16 protein-coding genes are annotated in these 20,870 nt (G+C 70.6%); 12 read left to right on the top strand and 4 right to left on the bottom strand.

Annotation, left to right across the window (positions count from 1 at the left end):
• Window positions 1-217 precede the first annotated feature (217 nt).
• The 5 genes from ACF07B_RS34825 to ACF07B_RS34845 all read left to right on the top strand — a co-directional run bounded on the left by ACF07B_RS34825 (window position 218) and on the right by ACF07B_RS34845 (window position 8,972).
• Complete coding sequence (locus ACF07B_RS34825) at window positions 218-2,254, top strand: thioredoxin domain-containing protein (protein WP_369483343.1); 2,037 nt, start codon at window positions 218-220, stop codon at window positions 2,252-2,254.
• Between the two features lie 181 nt (window positions 2,255-2,435).
• Window positions 2,436-3,698, top strand: coding sequence for a glycosyltransferase (locus ACF07B_RS34830; RefSeq protein WP_392181866.1), 1,263 nt, complete (start codon window positions 2,436-2,438; stop codon window positions 3,696-3,698).
• Window positions 3,695-5,362: an ArnT family glycosyltransferase gene (locus ACF07B_RS34835; protein WP_369483341.1), complete on the top strand. Its 1,668-nt coding sequence runs from the start codon at window positions 3,695-3,697 to the stop codon at window positions 5,360-5,362. Before ACF07B_RS34830 ends, ACF07B_RS34835 begins: the two co-directional genes overlap by 4 nt.
• Window positions 5,359-6,564, top strand: coding sequence for a glycosyltransferase (locus ACF07B_RS34840; protein WP_392181867.1), 1,206 nt, complete (start codon window positions 5,359-5,361; stop codon window positions 6,562-6,564). Before ACF07B_RS34835 ends, ACF07B_RS34840 begins: the two co-directional genes overlap by 4 nt.
• 143 nt (window positions 6,565-6,707) lie before the next feature.
• Window positions 6,708-8,972: a galactose oxidase-like domain-containing protein gene (locus ACF07B_RS34845; protein ID WP_392181936.1), complete on the top strand. Its 2,265-nt coding sequence runs from the start codon at window positions 6,708-6,710 to the stop codon at window positions 8,970-8,972.
• A gap of 30 nt (window positions 8,973-9,002) precedes the next feature.
• Here the strand turns inward: ACF07B_RS34845 and ACF07B_RS34850 are convergent, their stop codons facing one another.
• The 4 genes from ACF07B_RS34850 to ACF07B_RS34865 form a co-directional block, all read right to left on the bottom strand.
• Window positions 9,003-9,728 (bottom strand): Mut7-C RNAse domain-containing protein, encoded by a 726-nt coding sequence (locus ACF07B_RS34850; RefSeq protein ID WP_392181868.1) that lies wholly within the window; start codon window positions 9,726-9,728, stop codon window positions 9,003-9,005.
• 4 nt (window positions 9,729-9,732) lie between these two features.
• Window positions 9,733-10,404 carry a TetR/AcrR family transcriptional regulator gene (locus tag ACF07B_RS34855; protein WP_384243097.1) on the bottom strand — a complete coding sequence of 224 codons (672 nt, stop codon included), beginning with the start codon at window positions 10,402-10,404 and terminating at the stop codon, window positions 9,733-9,735.
• Window positions 10,401-11,963, bottom strand: coding sequence for an MFS transporter (locus ACF07B_RS34860; RefSeq protein ID WP_392181869.1), 1,563 nt, complete (start codon window positions 11,961-11,963; stop codon window positions 10,401-10,403). Before ACF07B_RS34860 ends, ACF07B_RS34855 begins: the two co-directional genes overlap by 4 nt.
• A gap of 175 nt (window positions 11,964-12,138) precedes the next feature.
• On the bottom strand, window positions 12,139-12,852 hold the full coding sequence (locus tag ACF07B_RS34865; protein ID WP_392181870.1) for a hemolysin III family protein: 714 nt from the start codon (window positions 12,850-12,852) through the stop codon (window positions 12,139-12,141).
• Between the two features lie 323 nt (window positions 12,853-13,175).
• Here ACF07B_RS34865 and ACF07B_RS34870 point away from each other — a divergent pair, with 323 nt between their 5' ends.
• From ACF07B_RS34870 to ACF07B_RS34900, 7 genes are all read left to right on the top strand, one after another.
• Window positions 13,176-15,002, top strand: coding sequence for a phosphoenolpyruvate carboxykinase (GTP) (locus ACF07B_RS34870; RefSeq protein WP_362397227.1), 1,827 nt, complete (start codon window positions 13,176-13,178; stop codon window positions 15,000-15,002).
• A 221-nt stretch (window positions 15,003-15,223) separates the two neighbouring features.
• Window positions 15,224-16,210, top strand: a complete 987-nt coding sequence (locus ACF07B_RS34875; protein WP_384241967.1) for a serine/threonine-protein kinase — start codon at window positions 15,224-15,226, stop codon at window positions 16,208-16,210.
• The gene (locus ACF07B_RS34880; RefSeq protein ID WP_392181871.1) at window positions 16,197-16,661 is read left to right on the top strand and encodes a hypothetical protein; all 465 of its coding nucleotides are present in this window, start codon (window positions 16,197-16,199) and stop codon (window positions 16,659-16,661) included. Before ACF07B_RS34875 ends, ACF07B_RS34880 begins: the two co-directional genes overlap by 14 nt.
• Window positions 16,662-16,802: 141 nt before the next feature.
• On the top strand, window positions 16,803-18,050 hold the full coding sequence (locus ACF07B_RS34885; protein ID WP_392181872.1) for a hypothetical protein: 1,248 nt from the start codon (window positions 16,803-16,805) through the stop codon (window positions 18,048-18,050).
• A gap of 17 nt (window positions 18,051-18,067) precedes the next feature.
• The gene (locus tag ACF07B_RS34890) at window positions 18,068-18,829 is read left to right on the top strand and encodes a hypothetical protein (RefSeq protein ID WP_362397215.1); all 762 of its coding nucleotides are present in this window, start codon (window positions 18,068-18,070) and stop codon (window positions 18,827-18,829) included.
• A 27-nt stretch (window positions 18,830-18,856) separates the two neighbouring features.
• Window positions 18,857-19,663 carry a PP2C family serine/threonine-protein phosphatase gene (locus ACF07B_RS34895; RefSeq protein WP_392181873.1) on the top strand — a complete coding sequence of 269 codons (807 nt, stop codon included), beginning with the start codon at window positions 18,857-18,859 and terminating at the stop codon, window positions 19,661-19,663.
• Window positions 19,660-20,823, top strand: a complete 1,164-nt coding sequence (locus ACF07B_RS34900; RefSeq protein WP_392181874.1) for a hypothetical protein — start codon at window positions 19,660-19,662, stop codon at window positions 20,821-20,823. The genes ACF07B_RS34895 and ACF07B_RS34900 overlap by 4 nt, the downstream gene beginning before the upstream one ends.
• Window positions 20,824-20,870 lie beyond the last annotated feature (47 nt).

The raw sequence follows: 20,870 nt of genomic DNA on the forward strand, positions 1-20,870 counted from the left end.
ACGAACGCGAGGGGGCGTCGATCATTCACCGCGATCCCGAGGGCCCGGCGCCCGAGCCCGCCCCCGCGGCCCTGGGGGATCCGGCTACCGCGTCTCCCGCGCCGGCACCGAGCGCCCGCGGACCGGTACGGCTTGCTTCGTGAAGATGCCCCCGGCGGGCCACGCCCGGCGTACCTGCGCTTCTCCGCCGTCCCGGACGCCGTGGGAGAGTGGCAGGGTGAACCGACTGGCCGATGAGACGTCCCCGTATCTGCTCCAGCACGCCGACAACCCCGTCGACTGGTGGCCGTGGTCGGCCGAGGCCTTCGACGAGGCCCGCAGAACCAACCGGCCCGTGCTGCTGAGCGTCGGGTACAGCAGCTGCCACTGGTGTCATGTCATGGCCCACGAGTCCTTCGAGGACGAGGCGACGGCCGCCTATCTGAACGAGCGCTTCGTCAGCGTCAAGGTCGACCGCGAGGAACGGCCCGATGTCGACGCCGTCTACATGGAGGCGGTGCAGGCGGCGACCGGACAGGGCGGCTGGCCGATGACGGTGTTCCTCACCCCGGACGCCGAGCCCTTCTACTTCGGCACCTACTTCCCGCCCGAGCCGCGCCACGGCATGGCGTCCTTCCGGCAGGTGCTGGAGGGTGTGTCGACCGCCTGGAAGGACCGGCGGGACGAGGTCGCCGAGGTCGCCGGGAAGATCACGCGGGATCTCGCCGAGCGGGAGCTGTCCTTCGGGGACAGCCAGGTGCCGGGCGAGGAGGAGCTGGCCGGCGCGCTGCTCGGGCTCACCCGTGACTACGACGCCGCGCGCGGCGGATTCGGCGGTGCGCCCAAGTTCCCGCCGTCCATGGTGATCGAGTTCCTGCTGCGCCACCACGCGCGGACCGGTTCCGAGGGCGCTCTTCAGATGGCCGTGGACACCTGTGAGCGGATGGCGCGCGGCGGTCTCTACGACCAGCTCGGCGGCGGCTTCGCCCGCTATTCCGTCGACCGGGACTGGGTGGTCCCCCACTTCGAGAAAATGCTCTACGACAACGCGCTTCTCTGCCGGGTCTACGCCCATCTCTGGCGTTCCACCGGGTCCGAGCTCGCGCGGCGGGTCGCGCTGGAGACGGCGGACTTCCTGGTGCGTGAACTGCGCACCGACGAGGGCGGGTTCGCCTCGGCGCTCGACGCCGACAGTGACGACGGCACCGGCCGGCACGTCGAGGGCGCGTACTACGTGTGGACGCCCGCGCAGTTGCGTGAGGTGCTCGGGGACGCGGACGCCGAGTTCGCGGCCCGGTACTTCGGGGTCACCGAGGAGGGCACCTTCGAGGAAGGGGCCTCCGTGCTCCAACTGCCTCAGCAGGAGGGTGTCTTCGACGCCGAGCGGCTCGCCTCCGTACGGGAGCGGCTGCTCGCGGCGCGGGCCGGTCGACCCGCCCCGGGGCGTGACGACAAGGTGGTCGCCGCCTGGAACGGGCTCGCGGTGGCCGCCCTCGCGGAGACCGGCGCCTACTTCGACCGCCCCGACCTGGTGGAGGCCGCGATCGGCGCCGCCGACCTCCTCGTACGGCTGCACATGGACGACCGGGCGCGCCTGGCCCGCACCAGCAAGGACGGCCGGGCCGGCGCCCACGCGGGGGTGCTGGAGGACTACGCGGACGTCGCCGAGGGATTCCTCGCGCTGACGTCCGTGACCGGGGAAGGGGTCTGGCTGGAGTTCGCCGGGTTCCTGCTCGACCATGTCCTCGCGCAGTTCACGGATGCCGGGTCGGGCGCGCTGTACGACACGGCGGCCGACGCCGAGCGGCTGATCCGCCGCCCGCAGGACCCCACCGACAACGCGACGCCCTCGGGGTGGAGCGCGGCGGCCGGGGCGCTGCTGTCGTACAGCGCGCAGACCGGCGCGGAACCCCATCGCACCGCCGCCGAGCGGGCGCTCGGCGTGGTGAAGGCGCTGGGACCCCGGGCGCCCCGTTTCATCGGGTGGGGGCTCGCGGTGGCCGAGGCGCTGCTCGACGGCCCCCGGGAGGTCGCGGTGGTGGGCGAGGGGAGCGATCCGGCCACAACGGCCTTGCGGCGTGCGGCACTTCTGGGCACGGCGCCGGGGGCCGTCGTGGCGGTGGGGGTGCCGGAGAGCGAGGAGCTGCCGCTGCTCGCCGGCCGCCCGCTGGTGGACGGGAAACCGGCCGCGTACGTCTGCCGTAACTTCGTCTGCGACGTCCCGACCTCCGATCCCGACCGGCTTCGTGCGGTCCTGAACGGCCGAAACACGTAACCCCCAACCGGTGCAAACGCCCCCAGAGAGCGGTTTGTTCGGCAAATTGACCGAGCGTGATGAAACACGCTCTTCATCGGGGCAACCCGTGTCCTTCACAGATCGCCCATAGCTTCTGCGTGGGGTCGTGACAGCCATGACGCGCTGTCACGACGGGGGTTTGGGGATCTGGGGGGATCTGTTGCTGACGTCTGTCTTCATCACTGCCGTTTCACTGGCGCTCTTCTGCACGGCCGCCTTCACCCTGTGGTGGCAGATGCACGCGTGGCGTACGCCCGAAGTGCTGGCTTCCACCCGGTTCAGCAGTCCGGACGGGGGTGAGAGCGTGTCCTTCTCGCTGCTGCTGCCCGCGCGGCACGAGCAGGCGGTGCTCGACCACACCATCCAGCGACTGCTGGAATCCGGCCACACCGACTTCGAGATCGTCGTGATCGTGGGCCACGACGACCCGGAGACCACGGAGGTGGCCCGGAGCGCGGAGGCGCGCGACCCGCGAGTTCGGGTCGTCGTCGACCACCACGAGACGAAGAACAAGCCGAAGGCCATGAACACGGCCCTGCCGCACTGCCGCGGCGATGTGGTCGGGGTCTTCGACGCCGAGGACCAGGTCCACCCGGAGCTGCTCGCCCACGTCGACCACGCCTTCCGCACGACGGGGGCGGACGTCGTCCAGGGCGGGGTGCAGCTCATCAACTTCCACTCCAGCTGGTACAGCCTGCGCAACTGCCTGGAGTACTTCTTCTGGTTCCGCTCGCGCCTTCATCTGCACGCGCAGAAGGGGTTCATACCGCTCGGCGGGAACACCGTCTTCGTACGGACGGAGGTCCTGCGGGAGGCCGGCGGATGGGACCCCGACTGCCTCGCGGAGGACTGCGACCTGGGCGTACGGCTGTCCAGCGTCGGCAAGAAGGTCGTCGTCGCCTACGACTCCGACATGGTGACCAAGGAGGAGACCCCCGGCTCGCTGACGTCGCTGCTCAAACAGCGCACCCGGTGGAACCAGGGCTTCCTCCAGGTCTACCGCAAGCGCGACTGGAGACAACTGCCCACCTTCGGGCAGCGGTTGCTCGCCCGCTACACGCTGATGACGCCGTATCTCCAGGCGGTCTCCGGGGTGATCATCCCGCTCAACGTGGCGGTCGCGCTCTTCCTCGACGTGCCCGTCGGGATCGCCTTCGTCACGTTCCTGCCGGCCGTGACCGCCCTGGTCACCTTCGTCTTCGAACTCGTCGGGCTGCACGACTTCGGCAAGCAGTACGGGCTCCACGTGCGCTTCGTGCACTACCTGAAGCTCGTCGTCGGCGGCCCCTTCTACCAGGTGCTGCTGGCGGGTGCCGCCGTGCGCGCCGTCTGGCGTGAGCAACGGGGCCGCAACGACTGGGAGTTGACCAGTCACGTCGGCGCGCATCTCACCGACGCGATCCGAGAGGACGTTCCCGCGTGACCTCCACCCTTCCCGCGGCGACCACACCCACGGTCCCCGCGCAGCGGCCTCCTGCGCCCAAAATCGTCCCGACAGCCCTTCCGGTACCGCGATTTCGCGGCTCGCGCGCCGATCTGATCCTGTGCGCGGCGCTGCTCGCGGCGATCCTTCTCGTGCAGGGCTGGAACATCTCCGCCTATCCGGCCCTCAGCGACGACGAGGGCACGTACCTCGCCCAGGCCTGGGCCGTCCAGCACGGCAAGGGCCTGGCCCACTACACGTACTGGTACGACCACCCGCCGCTCGGCTGGATCCAGATAGCCCTGCTGACCTGGATCCCCGCGCACATCAGCCCGTCCCTGATGACGGTGGGCTCGATGCGCTTCGCGATGCTCGTGGTCAGCGCGGTGAGCGCGGTTCTGCTGTACGTCCTCGCGCGCCGGCTGTCGCTGCCGCGGTGGGCGGCCGGGCTCGCGATGGTCCTCTTCGGGCTCTCGCCGCTCTCGGTCGTGCTCCAGCGCGAGATCTTCCTCGACAACATCGCCGTGATGTGGACGCTGCTCGCGTTCTGCCTGGCAGCCTCGCCGAGCCGTCATCTGTGGCACCACTTCGGCGCGGGCCTCGCGGCCGCCGCCGCCGTGCTGACCAAGGAGACGATGCTCGTCATCCTGCCCGCGCTGTTCGTCACCATGTGGCGGCACAGCCACCGCGACACCCGCAAGTTCGCGCTCACCGGCGCCGTCACGGCATGCGTGCTCATCGGCACCGCGTATCCGCTCTTCGCCCTGCTCAAGGGCGAGTTGTTCCCCGGCGGAGGACATGTCTCGCTCTGGGAGGGCATCACCTACCAGATGAGCCGCCCCGGTTCCGGATTCGTCCTGGAACGCGGCACCGGCTCGTACGGGGTCCTCCATTCCTGGCTGTACTACGACCGGATCCTGCCGCTCGGCGGACTCGCGGGCGCGCTGCTGCTCCTGGTCACCTTCCGCTGGTCGGTGACGGCCCGCGCCCTGGCCGGACCCGCGCTCACCGTGGCGGTCCTCGCCGTGGTGGCGCTGCGCCCGAGCGGCTACCTGCCCGCGATGTACGTGATCCAGGCGCTCCCCTTCCTCGCCCTCGTCCTCGCCGGAGGCACCGCGAGCGTGGCCCACGCCGTACTGCGCAGACGGCGGACCGAGGAGGAGCGGGCGTATGTGACCTGGGGGCGGCGCGGGCTGGCCGCGGTGCTGGTGGTGGCCGCGGGCGCCTATGTCGTGCCCCGCTGGTACGACGGTGACCGCACCGCCATGACGGCCGACGCCAACGCCCCCTACCGGGCGGCCTCCGCATGGCTGAGGACCGAGGTGAAGGACCCCGGGGACACCCGGGTCCTGGTCGACGACGCGCTTTGGCTCGACCTCGTGCACGACGGCTACCGGCCGGGCCTCGGCGTCATCTGGTTCTACAAGGCCGACCTCGACCCCGCGGTCACGAAGACGATGCCGCGGGGCTGGAAGGACCTCGACTACGTGGTCGCCTCCCCGACGGTACGGCGCGACGCGCCCGACCTGCCGAACGTGAAGGCCGCGATCGAGCACTCCACGGCCGTCGCCACGTTCGGCACGGGCGAGGACCGCGTCGAGATCCGGCGGATCGACGACAGCGACACCACCACCACCGTCCGTTCTTCCGGAGGCGATCGATGAGCGGCTTCGAGAGCACCGCACCGCGGGAACTGGGCCATCCGGCCGTACGCGCCACCGAGGTCCCGGAGCCGGGCGCCGTCACCGTCGTCGTACCGACCTTCAACGAGTCGGCGAACATACGGCAGTTGCTGCGGCAGATCACCGAGTCGGTGCCGGCCCGGCTGCCCTGCGAGGTCGTCTTCGTGGACGACTCCACCGACGACACCCCCGAGGTGATCACCGAGGCCGCGCGGGACTGTCCGTTCCCGGTGACCGTGCTGCACCGCGAGACACCCGAGGGCGGGCTCGGCGGCGCGGTCGTGGAGGGGCTGAAGGCGGCGAGCTCCCAGTGGATCGTCGTGATGGACGGAGACTGCCAGCATCCTCCGTCCCTGATACCGGAGTTGATCGCCTCGGGTGAGCGGACGAACGCGGGCCTCGTGGTCGCGAGCCGGTACATCAAGGGCGGCAGCCGGGAAGGGCTCGCGGGCGGCTACCGGATCGCGGTGTCACGCGGCGCGACCTGGCTCACCAAGTCGCTCTTCCCGCTCAGGCTGCGGGGCATCAGCGATCCGATGAGCGGGTTCTTCGCGATCCGGCGCAGCGCGGTGACCGCCGAGGTCCTGCGGCCGCTCGGCTACAAGATCCTGCTCGAACTCGCCGTGCGCAGCCGGCCCCGCCAGGTCACCGAGGTGCCGTTCGTCTTCCAGGACCGCTTCGCGGGAGAGTCCAAGTCGAGCGCCCGGGAGGGCTTTCGGTTCCTGCGCCATCTCGTCGGGCTGCGCACCGCCTCGCCGATGGCCCGCATGGTGGTCTTCGGGCTGATCGGCGCCACCGGTTTCGTGCCGAACCTGCTCGGGCTGTACGCCCTCACGGCCGCGGGACTGCACTACGTACCCGCGGAGATCCTCGCCAACCAGCTCGGTGTGGCCTGGAACTTCCTGCTCGTCGAGCATCTGCTGTTCCGGGAGCGGCGCGAGCACCGCAAACGCTGGGACCGCGTGGGCCGGTTCGCGCTGATCGCCAACGCCGACCTGGTGCTGCGCATCCCGCTGATCGCGCTCTTCGTCGGCCGCTTCGGCATGGGCGCCCTGTCCGCCACGGCACTGGCCCTGGTGACGACCTTCGTTCTGCGCTTCGCCGGGACCGAGGCGCTGGTCTATCTGCCGCGCCGCGGCCGCGAGAGCGGACGCGGGGACCGTACAGCGAGGAGGACCGCGTGAGATTCCGGGTGAGACCGCGACGCGGAACCGCACTTCTGGCCGTGACAGGTCTGGCCGCCGGGCTGCTGCTCGTGTCACCGCAGCCCGCGGCCGCCGCCAACCTCGTCACGAACCCGGGCTTCGAGACCGCCGGCACCGACGGCATGCCGTCCTGCTGGGAGAAGTCCGGCTGGGGCGACAACGACTTCACCTTCGCGACCGTCAGCGACGCCCGTTCCGGCTCCAAGGCCATGAAGGTGACGCTGACCCGCCGGGTGGACGGCGACCGCAAGGCGCTGATCACGGAGTCCACCGCGTGCGCCCCGGTGGTCACCGTGGGCAAGCAGTACGACCTCGGGCTGTACTACAAGACGACCACCCCCGACGCGGCGATCACGCTCTTCCGGCACGACACCACGGCCGGGTGGCAGTACTGGACCGACCTGAAGACCCTGGACATGGCGGCGGCCTGGACGCCGGCGACGGTGCGCACCCCGGCCGTCCCGGCGGGCACCGACCGCGTCACCTGGGGCGTCTCCGTGTACGGCACGGGCTCCGCGACCACCGACGACTACACGATGGAACAGGTCTCCGACCCCGTCCCGCCGGCCACCTGCACGGGTACGGCCGAGGAGTGCGCGAACGGGAAGTGGACGGTCCTGCCCACACAGAACCCGGTCCGCTCCATGCACTCCGTCGTCCTCAACAACGGCAAGGTGCTGCTGATCGCGGGCTCCGGGAACAGCGAGGAGAACTTCGCGGCGGGCACCTTCACGTCGGCGGTCTACAACCCGGCGACCGGCTCGTACAAGGTGATCCCCACCCCCAAGGACATGTTCTGCGCCGGGCACGTCCAGCTCGCCGACGGGCGGGTGCTGGTGATGAGCGGCAACAAGGCCTTCCCGGTCGTGGGCGGGCACGGGTACGAGGGGTACAAGGACTCGTACCTCTTCGACCCGGTCACCGAGACGTACAGCAGGACGAACGACCTCAACGACGGTCACTGGTATCCCTCCGCGACCGAGCTGGGCAACGGCGACATCATCTCGTTCGGCGGTCTGCGCGAGGACTCGTCGGGTTCGGTGACGGCCGAGCGCTGGTCGAACGCCCAGCAGCAGTGGCTGCCGTTGTGGCAGGTCAACCAGACGTGGTCGTTCTGGGGCCTGTACCCGTCGATGATCCTGATGCAGGACGGCCGGCTCTTCTACTCGGGCAGCCATGTCTTCGGCAACGGAACCCCGGGCACCGGCTCGGCGATCTACGACTACGACGCCAACACCCAGACCGCGGTCCCGGGGCTGCAGAACAAGGACGAACGCGACCAGTCCGCGAGCGTGCTGCTGCCTCCCGCGCAGGACCAGAAGGTCCTCACCCTCGGCGGCGGCAACATCGACGCGAACCCGGCCGCGAACCGGCTCACCGACATCATCGACCTCAAGGCCGCAAGCCCGGCCTACACGATGGGCCCGCCGATCCCGCAGGGCGCGGTGGACCTCGGCAACGGCAAGGTCGCCCAGACCGGCGGCCAGGGCAAGATGTACGTCTCCGCCGTCCTGCTGCCCGACGGCAAGGTCCTGGAGACGGGCGGCGGACTGCACAACCGCGCCGACCCGGTCTTCGAGGCGTCGCTCTTCGACCCGGCGACCTCGGCCTTCGACCCGGTGGCCGCCGACCCGCAGGCCCGCGGCTACCACTCCTCCGCGTTCCTGCTCCCCGACGGCCGCGTGATGGCGACCGGTGACAACCCGGGCAACGGAACCTGGAACCACAACGTGTCCGTCTACACCCCGCCGTACCTCCTCAAGGGCACCCGCCCGACGATCACCTCGGTGATCGACAACGAGTGGGTGTACGGGGACACACAGCGCATCACCGTCGACCGGCCCGTCGTGAAGGCGGAGTTGATCCGGCCCGCCGCGGTGACGCACTCCTCCGACCCCAACCAGCGGTTCGTGGACCTGCCGCTGAGCGTGGACGGCGGCAACGTCGACCTCAACGTGACGAGCAACCCCAACATCGCGCCGCCCGGCTGGTACATGCTCTTCGCGGTCGACGCCAACGGCGTTCCGTCGGTGGCCAAGTGGGTGCATCTCCAGGGCCCGTCGGCGCTCGCCGCGGACACCGCCTCGGCGCACGTCCACTCCTTCGCCGACTCCGTCGAGGGCGCGGTCACCGGGCCGGGCGGGAAGCGGACCTCGCAGAAGGTGTCCACGACCATCTCCGGCTGCGACCGCCACTACGGCACGGTCAACGTCTGTGTGCCGACGGTCTTCCCGGAGGGGGTGAGGAAGACGACGGTCTCCCGCTGCGCCTGGCTGAAGAAGAACGACTACGGACGGCTGAGGATCAACGGCAAGGACGATCCGCTCGGACTCGACCCCAGCCGGGACGGACTGGCCTGCGGAACAAGGGATCTGATCAGGCGTTAGGTGTCGTCCGCGGGCTCCGGGGCCTGTCCTTCAGGCCCCGAACTCCGCGAGGGCGCGCTCCACTACGGTCTCCAGCCGGTCGTGGTGCGCGCCCTTCCAGTAGGCGCGCCCGCACTCGCCGCACTGCGCGAAGACGTCGTACGACCGCTCGGTGCCGCTTTCCAGCTGGTCCGCGACCTGCTCCTTGGTGGCCTTCGCGAGCAGGCCGTTGCACGCGGTGCAGCGCGACCAGGGTTTCAGCTCGGGCGCGAACCGGCCCAGGACGTCACGGAGTTGGTCGTCGGGCTGGGTGCTGTAGACGAAGCCGCCGGCCCACAGTTCGCGGCGGTGCAGCAGCCCGCGGTCGCGGCTGAGCAGGACACGCCGCTCGGCCGCCGAACGGGCGGCGAGCGCCGGGTCGCCGATGTCGGTGGACTCGTACGCCGTGTCGACGCCGAGCAGGCGCATCCGGCGGGCCAGGGTGCCGAGATGGACGTCCAGGAGGAAGCGCAGCGGCGCGCCCGGAACCCGCTGCGGGCGTTCGACGGCACGGACCCGCACCGTCTCGTCGGCGGCAGGGATGTGCGAGAAGGGCACCTCGCGCCCGTCCACGACGAGGGCACCGACCTCGGTGAGCGGCACGCCCAGCGACTCGACGACATGGCCGAGGGTGGAGGAGCCGTCGGTACCGACGGGGGTGACCCCGGAGCGGCGGGCGTGCGGGACGAACAGCCCCAGTTCGGGGGCGAATTCGATGTGGATCTCCGGTCCGTTCACCCGGTCAGGATGTCATGCGGGGTGCGCCTCGGTCCCCCGGGTTTCGCGGCGGCAGACCGTGCTCCAGGACGTTCACGGCGCGCTCGACGAGGTCGGCGAAGTCGTCCCGGTGGCCGTTCTCGGCCCAGTACAGGGAGGTTTCCATCAGCCCGCCGATCAGGGACATCGCGAAGACGCGGACCTCCAGGCTGTCCGGGTCCCGGCCGACGCGCTCCCCGATGGCCCGGCTCAGCAGCCGCCCGGTGACGGACGCGCTCTCCATCATCCGGGAACGCACCGCGGGTACCTCGACCATCAGCCGGGTCCGGAGCCGGCTGACCTCGGGGTCCTCGGAGTCGTTGAGGCCGATGGCCTTCGTGAGCACATGGCGCAGGGAGTCGAACCACGGCTCGTCCGCGGGCCGCTCCCGCAGTTCCTGTTCCAGCAGCGGGTCGTACTCGTCCGTGAGGACGATGTCCTCCTTGGTCGGGAAGTAGCGGAACACCGTGGACGGGGAGACCTCGGCCGCCTCCGCGATCTGCTCGATCGTCGTGGCGTCGTACCCCTGCCGCTCGATCAGCCGGTACGTCGCCTCGCGGATCGCGATGCGGGTCTTGATCTTCTTCCGCTCGCGGAGCCCGGGCTGGGGCTCCGCGGCGGAAGGGGAGGTCTGTGCGGTGGCGGCCATGCCTCTCATTGTCCGGCATCCGCCGGGGCCGGGGCCATGTCGGTGTCCTCCCGCTCCGGCTCGGCCAACTGCCGCGGGCTCGGCAGCAGTGCCGCCGCCAGCAGCGCGGTGACCAGCGCCGCGATCCCGCTGACCAGCAGGACCAGATCCATGCCGTGGATGTACGCGGCGTTCGCCGAGGCTTCGAGGGCGCGGTCGCCGAGCCGGCCGGCGACGACATGGGCGCCGACCACCGAGTCGTCGGCGGCCTTCGCCGCGGCGCGCGGCAGCGCGGAGGTGTCGAGGCGGTCGGCGTAGGTGCTCGCGAGCAGGGAGCCGAGCAGGGCGATGCCGATGGCGCCGCCCACCTGGCGGACCGTCATCAGCAGTCCGGAGCCGCTGCCGGCCCGGTCGCGGGGGAGCGCGCCGAGGGCGGTGGACATCGCGGGCACCACGGCGAAGCCGAAGCCGAGCCCGGCGACGGTCAGCCACAGGGCGGTTGCGCCGTACCCGTCGTCCACGGTCGTGCGGCTGCCGAGGAACGCGGCGAAGGAGAGGACGACGAGGCCCGCGCTGATCACCGCGCGGGCTCCGAAGCGGGCGACCAGCGGCTGCGCTCCCCGGGAGGCGATGAGCAGCCCGCCCATCATCGGCAGCATCCGCACGCCGGTCGCGAGCGCGTCGTGGCCGAGGACCGCCTGGAGGTACTGGGGCAGCACGAACATCAGACCGGACAGCACGAACATGACGAGCGTCGCGGCGAGGGTGTTGAGCAGGAAGCCGCGCCGGGCGAGCAGGGCGAGGTCGAGCATCGGGCGGGGGCTGCGGCGTTCGCGGGCGACGAGCAGGGCGATCAGGACGACGGAGGCGGCGAAGCAGCCGAGGACGAGCGGGTCGCCCCAGCCGCGGGACGGGGCCTCGATGATCGCGTAGACCAGGACGCTGAGGCCGACCGCGGTGAGCGCGGTGGAGACGGTGTCCACCTTGGGTGAGGCGGGGTCCCGGGTCTCGGGCAGGAGGAGGACGCAGGCGGTGATGCCGATGGCGGCCATCGGCACGTTGACCAGGAAGACCGAGCCCCACCAGAAGTGGTTCAGCAGCCAGCCGCCGATGATCGGGCCGAGCGGCAGACCGAGCGCCGAGGCGGCGGAGACGGCTCCGACCGCCTTGGTGCGCTCGTCGGGTCCGAACAGCGAGGGCAGTACGGCGAGCGCGAGCGGCATCACCAGCGCGCCGCCGACACCCATCAGGGCGCGGGCGACGATCACCCAGGCGACGTCGTCGACGAGGGCGCCGACCAGGGAGCCGGCGAGGAAGACCGCGAGACCCGTGATGAGCATCCGGCGCCGCCCGAAGCGGTCGCCGAGCAGGCCGGCCGGGAGCATCAGCGAGGCGAAGACGACGACGTACGCGTCCGCCATCCACTGCTGCTGCCCGGTGGACGCGCCGAGGTCCCGGGCCATCGTGGGCAGCGCGACGTTGAGGATCGTCATGTCGAAGCCGAGCACGAGCATGCTCGCGACCAGGGCCCCGAGGGCCCACCAGCGCCGGGGGTGGCGAACGGCGCCGTCTTGCATGGGAGTCACCATGAAATGACAGTAACTCTCAAAAGGTGGTAGGTGTCAATCGGATACGACTTTCAGTTGGTGGCGGGTGCCGTCGTGGCGGAACGTCACGGCGGGGCCGGTGATGGCCGAAAAACGCCCAGTGGCCGCGGCTGGGGAGCCGCGGCCACTGGGAGGGGCGAGAGAGTGGGGGAGGAGGTCAGCCGTGCCGGTAGGCCACCAGGGAGATGCCGACGTAGTGCACGATGAACGCCGCGAGGGTCAGGGAGTGGAAGACCTCGTGGAATCCGAACCAGCGCGGTGACGGGTTGGGCTTCTTGATGCCGTAGATCACCCCGCCGGCGCTGTAGAGCAGCCCGCCGACGATCACCAGGACGAGGACGGCGATGCCGCCCGTACGCATGAAGTCGGGCAGGAAGAACACGGCTGCCCAGCCCATCGCGATGTAGCAGGGCGTGTAGAGCCAGCGCGGGGCGCCGACCCAGAACACCCGGAAGACGATGCCCGCCGCCGCGGCGGCCCAGATGCTCCACAGGAGCCACTTCCCCTTGGCGTCGGGGAGCAGCAGCATCGTCAGCGGCGTGTAGGTGCCCGCGATGATCAGGAAGATGTTCGCGTGGTCGAGTCTGCGCAGGACACCGTCCATGCGCGGGCTCCAGTCGCCGCGGTGGTAGAGGGCGCTCACGCCGAACAGCAGGCAGGCTGTCAGGGCGAAGATCCCGCAGGCGATACGGCCGCGGGTCGAGTCCGCCAGGGCGGTGAGGACCAGTCCGGAGACGAGGGCGGCCGGAAACATGCCGAGGTGCAGCCAGCCGCGGAGCTTGGGCTTGATCTCTTCCGACAAGGAGTGCGCGACAGACGTCTGGCCGGCGACCGGCGAGTCCGTGGGCGCGTCGGGGACGGACGCAGTCATGCGCCGAATCGTACCTACGGAACCGTAAGTTACGCGTCAGTCCCACGTAAGCGTGCCGCAATAGTGGCCATGATCTCACGGAGTCGGCCGGAGCCGCCGGGGTACGCGCGGTGAACCGGGAGTGAGCGGGCGGAAACCTCCCCCGAAGTGGCGATGCTCACTCCGCTCAGGTGTGAGGCCCTCTGGACATATGCGCGGCCCGGTCGGATCATCAAATGAGTGCGGTCGGCACCGGATGAGCGCCAGGGGTTCCCTCACCGTGAAGCATCCGGGCCGCAGCCCCCACGGGGCACAACAACAAAAACCCTCATTTAGGAGCAATCGTGGCGCGCGACATCGCGGCTCCCGTCCCGACCAACCACAAAGAACTGATCTCGTGGGTCAACGAGATCGCCGAACTGACCGAGCCGGACAGTGTGGTCTGGTGTGACGGATCCGAGGCCGAGTACGAGCGACTGAGTGAGGAGCTCGTCCGCAAGGGCACCTTCAAGAAGCTCGACCCGATCAAGCGCCCCAACTCGTACTACGCCGCTTCCGACCCGACCGATGTCGCGCGGGTCGAGGACCGGACGTTCATCTGCTCCGAGAAGGAGCAGGACGCGGGCCCGACCAACCACTGGAAGGCCCCCGCCGAGATGCGGGAGATCTTCCAGGGCGAGGGCGGCGAGGGCGGTGTCTTCCGCGGCTCGATGCGCGGCCGCACGATGTACGTGGTCCCGTTCTGCATGGGCCCGCTCGGCTCGGACCTCTCCGCGATCGGCGTCGAGATCACCGACTCCGCCTACGTCGCCGTGTCCATGCGCACCATGACCCGTATGGGACAGCCGGTCCTGGACGAACTCGGTACCGACGGGTTCTTCGTGCGTGCCGTGCACACGCTCGGAGCCCCGCTGGCCGAGGGCGAGGCGGACGTGCCGTGGCCGTGCAACTCCACGAAGTACATCTCGCACTTCCCGGAGACCCGCGAGATCTGGTCGTACGGCTCCGGCTACGGCGGCAACGCGCTCCTCGGCAAGAAGTGCTACGCCCTGCGCATAGCGTCCGTGATGGCGCGCGACGAGGGCTGGCTCGCCGAGCACATGCTGATCCTCAAGCTGACGCCGCCGCAGGGCGAGTCGAAGTACGTCGCCGCGGCCTTCCCGAGCGCCTGCGGCAAGACCAACCTCGCCATGCTGGAGCCGACGATCTCCGGCTGGACGGTCGAGACCATCGGTGACGACATCGCCTGGATGCGGTTCGGCGAGGACGGCCGCCTCTACGCGATCAACCCCGAGGCCGGCTTCTTCGGTGTCGCGCCCGGCACCGGTGAGCACACCAACGCCAACGCGATGAAGACGCTGTGGGGCAACTCCGTCTTCACCAACGTCGCGCTCACCGACGACAACGACATCTGGTGGGAGGGCATGACGGAGGAGACTCCGGCACACCTGACCGACTGGAAGGGCAACGACTGGACCCCGGAGTCCGCCACGCCCGCGGCGCACCCCAACGCCCGCTTCACGACGCCCGCCGCGCAGTGCCCGATCATCGCCCCCGAGTGGGAGGACCCCAAGGGCGTGCCGATCTCGGCGATCCTCTTCGGCGGCCGCCGCGCCACGGCGGTCCCGCTGGTGACGGAGTCCTTCGACTGGAACCACGGTGTCTTCCTCGGCGCGAACGTCGCCTCCGAGAAGACCGCCGCGGCCGAGGGCAAGGTCGGCGAGCTGCGCCGCGACCCCTTCGCCATGCTGCCGTTCTGCGGCTACAACATGGGCGACTACATGGGTCACTGGGTCGACGTCGCCAAGGACAAGGACCAGTCGAAGCTCCCGAAGATCTACTACGTGAACTGGTTCCGCAAGAACGACGCGGGCAAGTTCGTCTGGCCCGGCTTCGGCGAGAACAGCCGCGTCCTGAAGTGGATCGTCGAGCGCCTCGACGGCAAGGCCGAGGGCGTCGAGACCCCGATCGGCGTCCTGCCGACCCGCGAGGCCCTCGACACCGACGGTCTCGAACTGGCCGAGTCCGACCTCGACTTCCTGCTCACGGTCGACAAGGAGGTCTGGCGCGAGGAGGCCGCCCTGGTCCCCGAGCACCTCAACACCTTCGGCGAGCACACGCCGACGGAGCTGTGGGACGAGTACCGCGCACTGGTGCAGCGCCTGGGCTGACGCCCTCAACGACTCCGCGGCCGACCCGAGTTGCCCTGACCTGCGACCTTTGCGGCGGTCGGCCGCGGTGACCGCACCCGCCGGGGTTCCGCGCACATCTGTGCGGGACCCCGGCTTTTTCGTCCTCCGGGCCCCCACCCGTGCCGGAACGGCTGAAAAAGCGGGGATTTCGGGGGACACTCCTGACATCCTGCACTGAACGCCGAAATGAGGTGGGCGGGGTGCGTACGCCTGTCAGCGACCCCATGAAGATCGGTCCGTACCGCATCGTGGGCCGGCTCGGCTCCGGCGGCATGGGATGGGTGTATCTCGGCCGTTCGCCCGCCGGGCGCGAGGTCGCGGTCAAGGTGGTGCGGCCCGAACTGGCCGCCGAGCGCGAGTTCCGGGAGCGCTTCGCGCGCGAGGTCGCCGCGGCACGCGTGGTCAGCGGCGCCTACACCGCGGCCGTGGTCGACGCCGACACCGAGGCCGAACTGCCCTGGCTGGCCACGCTGTACGTGCCCGGTCCCTCGCTCGCCGAGGCGGTCCAGACCGACGGACCCCTGCCCGAGCCGCAGGTACGACGGCTCGGCGCGGGCCTGGTCGAGGCGCTCCAGGCCATCCACGCCGCACGCGTGGTGCACCGGGACCTCAAACCGGCCAACGTGCTCCTCGCCTCCGACGGCCCGCGCGTCATCGACTTCGGGATCTCCCGCGTGGACGGCGCCCCCGGCCTCACCCAGGTCGGCGTCGTCGTCGGCACCCCGCCCTACATGTCCCCCGAGCAGATCAGGGGCGCCAAGGTCGGCCCGCGGAGCGATGTCTTCTCCCTCGGCGGGGTCCTGGTGTACGCGCTCACCGGACGTCCGCCGCACGGCTCCGGAGAATCCGTGCGCCACCGAGTGGCGTTCGACGCCCCCGAACTCGACGGCATCGCGGGCCCGATGCGGGAACTGGTCGCGCGCTGTCTGGCCAAGCGCCCCGAGGACCGGCCCCGCCTGGACCTGCTCCTGGCCGGGCTGCTGGAGCGGGAGCCCCGGCAGGGGGAGTGGCCACCGCCCACGGTCGCGCTCAGCATCAAGGCGCGCACCCAGGACCTGATCAAGCGCCGTAAGCAGAGCGCCAGCGTGTCCGTACCCTCCTGTCTGCTGTCGCACGCCCAGGCGCTGCTCGACGCCGGACTGACCGACGCGATGGTCGCCGAGGCGGTGGGCCGTGGCGACGCCTGACTCCTTTCCCGGCCGTGGCCGGGAGATCCTCGAAATCGGAACACACTGGCGGCAGCTGGTGCAGACCTGGGTGGCCGGGCGGAATTTCCACACGGTGACCGACACCGTTTCCGTCTCCATGCGATTCGACCTGGAGGAAACAGGCCGGATGGTCACCGTCCGATTCATGACGACCAAGCGACTGCTGGTCGCTTTCGCGACCGACGGGCGTTTCCTGCGCAAGGACCAACTGGCCCTCGCCGCCGCCGCGTCGAACGCGTGGAACACCGAACAGCTCCACCCCATGCTGTCCGTGTGGGACGTACGGGGACCGCGTCCCTGTCTCGCGGGAGTGTGCGATCTTCCGCTGACCTGTCGAATGACGCAAACAGATTTCGATGCTTTGGCCAGTGATTGGGTGGAGCGGGCGAGACAAATGTTCACCCGATGCCATCAGGTGTTCGAGTTGTAGAAGTGATGTCCGCCGCGTTCCCCAAACCCTTCCGGACACCCTCCGGTTTCCGCCACTATGGGCGAGTGCCTTTCAAGGCCGCGGGGGTGTTTTCTTAGGGCCATGGGGGGTCTTTTCATGCGGCGACGGCTTTCCCACGTCATGATTTCCGGACTCCTGGCCGCTTTCGCTCCCGCGGTGCCCGCCACGGCGAGCACCGCCGCGGCCGGCGAGCCCTGCGCCGGGACCTTCGACCGGCACCTCGCCTGCTGGGCCGGCTGGATACGCGAGGGAACGGTCCGTGTCACCCTCGACCGGTCCCTGCCGTTCGACGGCAAGGCCGAGGACCGCAAGGACTCCGAGCAGATCCTGGCTAACCGGAGTGCGAGACTCCTGGTCGAGGTGCCGTCGGGCGTCAGCACCGGCCAGGGCGGATCGGCCCTCCTCGTGCTGGCGGACCACGAGCGCAGGCTCGTCGCGGACGACGCCAGGATCGACCCGCTGAAGCCCGCGACCGTGGCCGAGCTGGCCGCGCGCGGAGCCTGCGCCCCCGAGAAGGACGGCGACCTGTGCGCCCGGCTCGGCAAGGGCCGACAGCTGAGGGGGGCCGACCTGGTCCACCTGGGCCTGGCCACCGGCCTCTCCCGCACGGACACCGTCAGCGGCTCCGGGACCGGCTCGTCCGCGCCCGCCACGGATGAGACCGCCGCCGGTGAACAGGGGCAAGGACAGCAACAGGACCAAGGGCAAGGACAGGGCCGGGAACAGGAGACCGGGAACGTCGGCAACACCGGCCCGGACCCCGGCACCGCCCCCGACCCGGGCGACGACGCCGGCTGGGACACCGCCACCGAGGTGCTCACCGTCCTGTGCGCCGTACTCGTCCTCCTGCTCGGCCTGCTGCTCTTCCTGATCCGCCGTTCCGCCCGGTCCGTCGCCGTCGGCACCCTGTCCAGGCGCTCGCTCGCCGTGCCGGGCGTCGGCGCCGTACCGGCCGCCGCGACGCCCCGTCCCCGCACCCGTCCCCGTACGCAGATGCCCGACGAGGCCACCACCAGGACCCGCCCCCGTACGCAGATGTCCGACGAGGCCACCACCCGGACCCGTGCCCGGATGCCCGACGAGGCCACCACCCGCCTTCGGGCCACGCCCGCGCCCCGCAGCCACGGACGGCACGTCGGCAAGGTACCGGGCCCCGCCCGGCCCGCCGTCGTCCGCACCGAACTGCACCCGCAGGGCTATGTCGAGGTGGACCACGTGCTGTACCGGGCGGTGTGGGCCGAGCCCGGCCGTCCGCCTCCCGCGCCCGGCGGACTCGTCGATGTCACCGAGGCGGGGGAACGGGACTCCGACGTCCTCTACGCGTTCCCGCCCGCAGCCGGACGGCACGCCAAAGCCACCAGGCCCTGAGACCAGGAGAGATCCCCATGCACAGCGACTACCCGCCCACGCTGCCGGCGGAGTACGCCGACATCGAGTTCGAGAACAACGCGCAGCGGCTGCCGCTCGTCCTGTGCCTCGACATCTCCAGCTCCATGGCGGGCCAGCCCATCCAGACGCTCAACAACGCGCTCGCCGAGTGGACCCGGGAACTGCACGACGACGTCAGCCTCAGCTACAGCGTCGAGGTCGCCGTGGTCACCTTCGGCGGCCCCGGCGTCACCGCCTGGCGCGGACCCCAGATTCTGCCCGCGCACGCGCCGGTGAGCCCCTTCGTGCCGGCGCACATGTTCCACCCGCCGCAGCTCGCCGCCGCCGGGGTCACCCTGATGACCGAGGCCCTCGAACTGTCGATGAACATCATCGCCGCCCGCAAGGCCGAACTGCGCGCCTCCGGACTCCAGTACTACCGGCCGCAGATCTGTCTCGTCACCGACGGACTGCCCACCGACGCCACGGGTCATCTCACCGACTCCTGGCACCGGTTGATCCCGGTCCTCGCCGACGAGCAGCAGGCCCGCCGCTTCCGGCTGTACGCGATCGGCGTCGGTGGCATCACGGACCGGGGCGAGCAGGTACTCCGGTCCTTCGCGCCGAAGTTCAACGCCCGTATCCAGGGATTCCCGTTCCGCGAGCTGCTCCAGATGATGTCCGCGAGCGCCAACGCCGAGCAGAAGGGCGCGGGTGACGAGGTCTTCGAGAAGATCTTCAGCCAGTTCAAGACACAGCGCCCGGCCTGGGAATCGTGACCGATGACCCGATGGGAATCCTGACTGATGACCGCAGCCGCCGAGAGCCACACGCCGTGGCGCATCCACGGAATGAGCGTCGAGGGATACCGGCACCGCCGTCAGGGGCAGCCCTGCCAGGACGCCTGCGCGCACACGGCGACGGAGTCCGTGGCGGTCCTCGCCGTCGCCGACGGCGCGGGCAGCAGGCCGCGTTCGGAGGAGGGCGCCCGGCTCGCGGTCGACCTGGCCACCGAGCACTTCGCGCGCCGGGTCGCCGGCGCGGCGGACCGGCGTCCGGGCAAGGCGGTGCGCGAGCTTCTGCGGGACGCCTTCCACGACGTCTCCAAGGTGTTCCTGGACCGCACGGGCGCCGACGCGGCGGACTTCGCGACCACACTCACCGTGGTCGTGCTGGCGCGCGGCTGGCTCGGCCATCTGTCCCTGGGGGACGGCTTCGTCGTCCTGCGGGCCGGTACGGAGGACGGTGAGCGGCAGTTCCATCTGCTGCCGCAGCCGGCCGCGGCCAGCGAGTACAGCAACGAGACGGTCTTCCTCACCACGCCGGACGCGGACCGCTGGGTGCACACCGACTGCGTCTCCGACAACGGGATCGACGGCGTGCTGCTGTCCACCGACGGACTGGCGCAGGCCGCGCTCAACCGGTCCGCGGGCGGTGCGCTGTCCCCGAACACGTCCTTCACCGAGGCCGTGTTCCGCTCGCTCGACGTCCCCGGGCCGGTGACCGCGAGCGCCCACGAGGGTCTCGGCACCCTGCTCCGCTCGGACCGGCTCACCGCCCTCAACGCCGACGACAAGACCCTGCTGCGGGCCGTGCTCAAGGCGCGGCCGTGAGCGGCCGCACCGTGTTCCTGGACGGCAAGCCGGTCACCCTCGCCGAACTGCCCCTGAAGGGCGGCGGTCAGGCGGCCGTCTTCCCGGTCGTCGGCGACGACGGCATCGTCGTCAAGCTGTACCGCGAGACGCCGGGCCCCAAGGAGGAACAGCGGCTGAAGCGGATGCTGACCATGTCCCCGCTCGTGACCCGTCCCACCGACGCCTCCCAGCCGCCCGAGCTGGCCTGGCCGACCGCCCTCGCCCGGGGCCCGCAGGGCGAGTTCCTCGGCTACGCCATGCGCCGCTTCGGCGAGCCCCAGCACGTCCAGCTCATCGGCCTGTTCACCCGCGCCCAGCGTCTCAAGCTGTTCGCCGACCGGGCCGACTGGCGCTTCCTGCTCGGCGTCGCCTGGAACCTCGCCTTCATGACCGCGCGCATGCACTACGACAATCTCGTCATCGGCGACTTCTCCAGCAGCAATGTCGTCGTCGACGCCAACGGCTTCGTCACCTTCCTCGACTGCGACTCCATCGCCTTCAGCGACCCGGTGACCGGGGAGCTGTTCCCCTGCCTGATGCACACCACCGACTACTCGTCCCCCGAGCGGCAGGCCGGCGGCCCCGCCACCCGTGCCACCGACGAATTCGCCCTCGCGGTCCTCGTCTACCAGCTCCTGACGGCCGGGAACCACCCCTTCGGCGGCGTCCCGCACGACAGCGCGTCCGAGTCGACCGTCAAGGACAACATCGCCGCCAGCATCTCCTACGTCGTGCGCCCCGAACGGGTCGTCATCCCGCGCGGCACGATCGATCCCTCCGTGCTCCCGCCCGAACTCCTCGCGCTGGCCCGCACCGCCTTCGGCCCCGGGGTGCACGACCCCGCCACGCGGCCCCCCGCCGAGGCGTGGCTGCGCGCCCTGGACAAGGAGCGCGCGCTGGTACGGGTCTGCCCGACGCGCCCGCTGCACGCGTTCGGCTCGCATCTGACCTCGTGCCCCTGGTGCTCCCGGGCGGCGCTCACGGGGCACGACGTGTTCAACGTCCCGGTGGCGGCCCCGGCGACCGGCGTGCCGCAGCCGCCGGTACCGGCGCCGGGCGAGCTGTGGCCCACGGGGCTGAAGGTGGCGCTGCTGATCCTGGTGATCATGATCCTGGCGGTGATCGTGGCGAACGCCTGATCCGCCTGATCCACCTGATCCGCGGGCGGCCGCAGGGTCGCCGTGGG

Origin of the sequence: Streptomyces sp. NPDC015532 (assembly GCF_043078065.1) — a bacterium.
Lineage (GTDB): Bacteria > Actinomycetota > Actinomycetes > Streptomycetales > Streptomycetaceae > Streptomyces.

Excerpts from the sequence above, each read along its gene's own strand:
- ACF07B_RS34840 (WP_392181867.1), top strand. The coding sequence starts at position 5,359 with ATGAGCGGCTTCGAGAGCACCGCACCGCGGGAACTGGGCCATCCGGCC.
- ACF07B_RS34845 (WP_392181936.1), top strand. The coding sequence starts at position 6,708 with ATGCCGTCCTGCTGGGAGAAGTCCGGCTGGGGCGACAACGACTTCACC.
- ACF07B_RS34855 (WP_384243097.1), bottom strand. The coding sequence starts at position 10,404 with ATGAGAGGCATGGCCGCCACCGCACAGACCTCCCCTTCCGCCGCGGAG.
- ACF07B_RS34860 (WP_392181869.1), bottom strand. The coding sequence starts at position 11,963 with ATGGTGACTCCCATGCAAGACGGCGCCGTTCGCCACCCCCGGCGCTGG.
- ACF07B_RS34865 (WP_392181870.1), bottom strand. The coding sequence starts at position 12,852 with ATGACTGCGTCCGTCCCCGACGCGCCCACGGACTCGCCGGTCGCCGGC.
- ACF07B_RS34885 (WP_392181872.1), top strand. The coding sequence starts at position 16,803 with ATGATTTCCGGACTCCTGGCCGCTTTCGCTCCCGCGGTGCCCGCCACG.
- ACF07B_RS34890 (WP_362397215.1), top strand. The coding sequence starts at position 18,068 with ATGCACAGCGACTACCCGCCCACGCTGCCGGCGGAGTACGCCGACATC.
- ACF07B_RS34895 (WP_392181873.1), top strand. The coding sequence starts at position 18,857 with ATGACCGCAGCCGCCGAGAGCCACACGCCGTGGCGCATCCACGGAATG.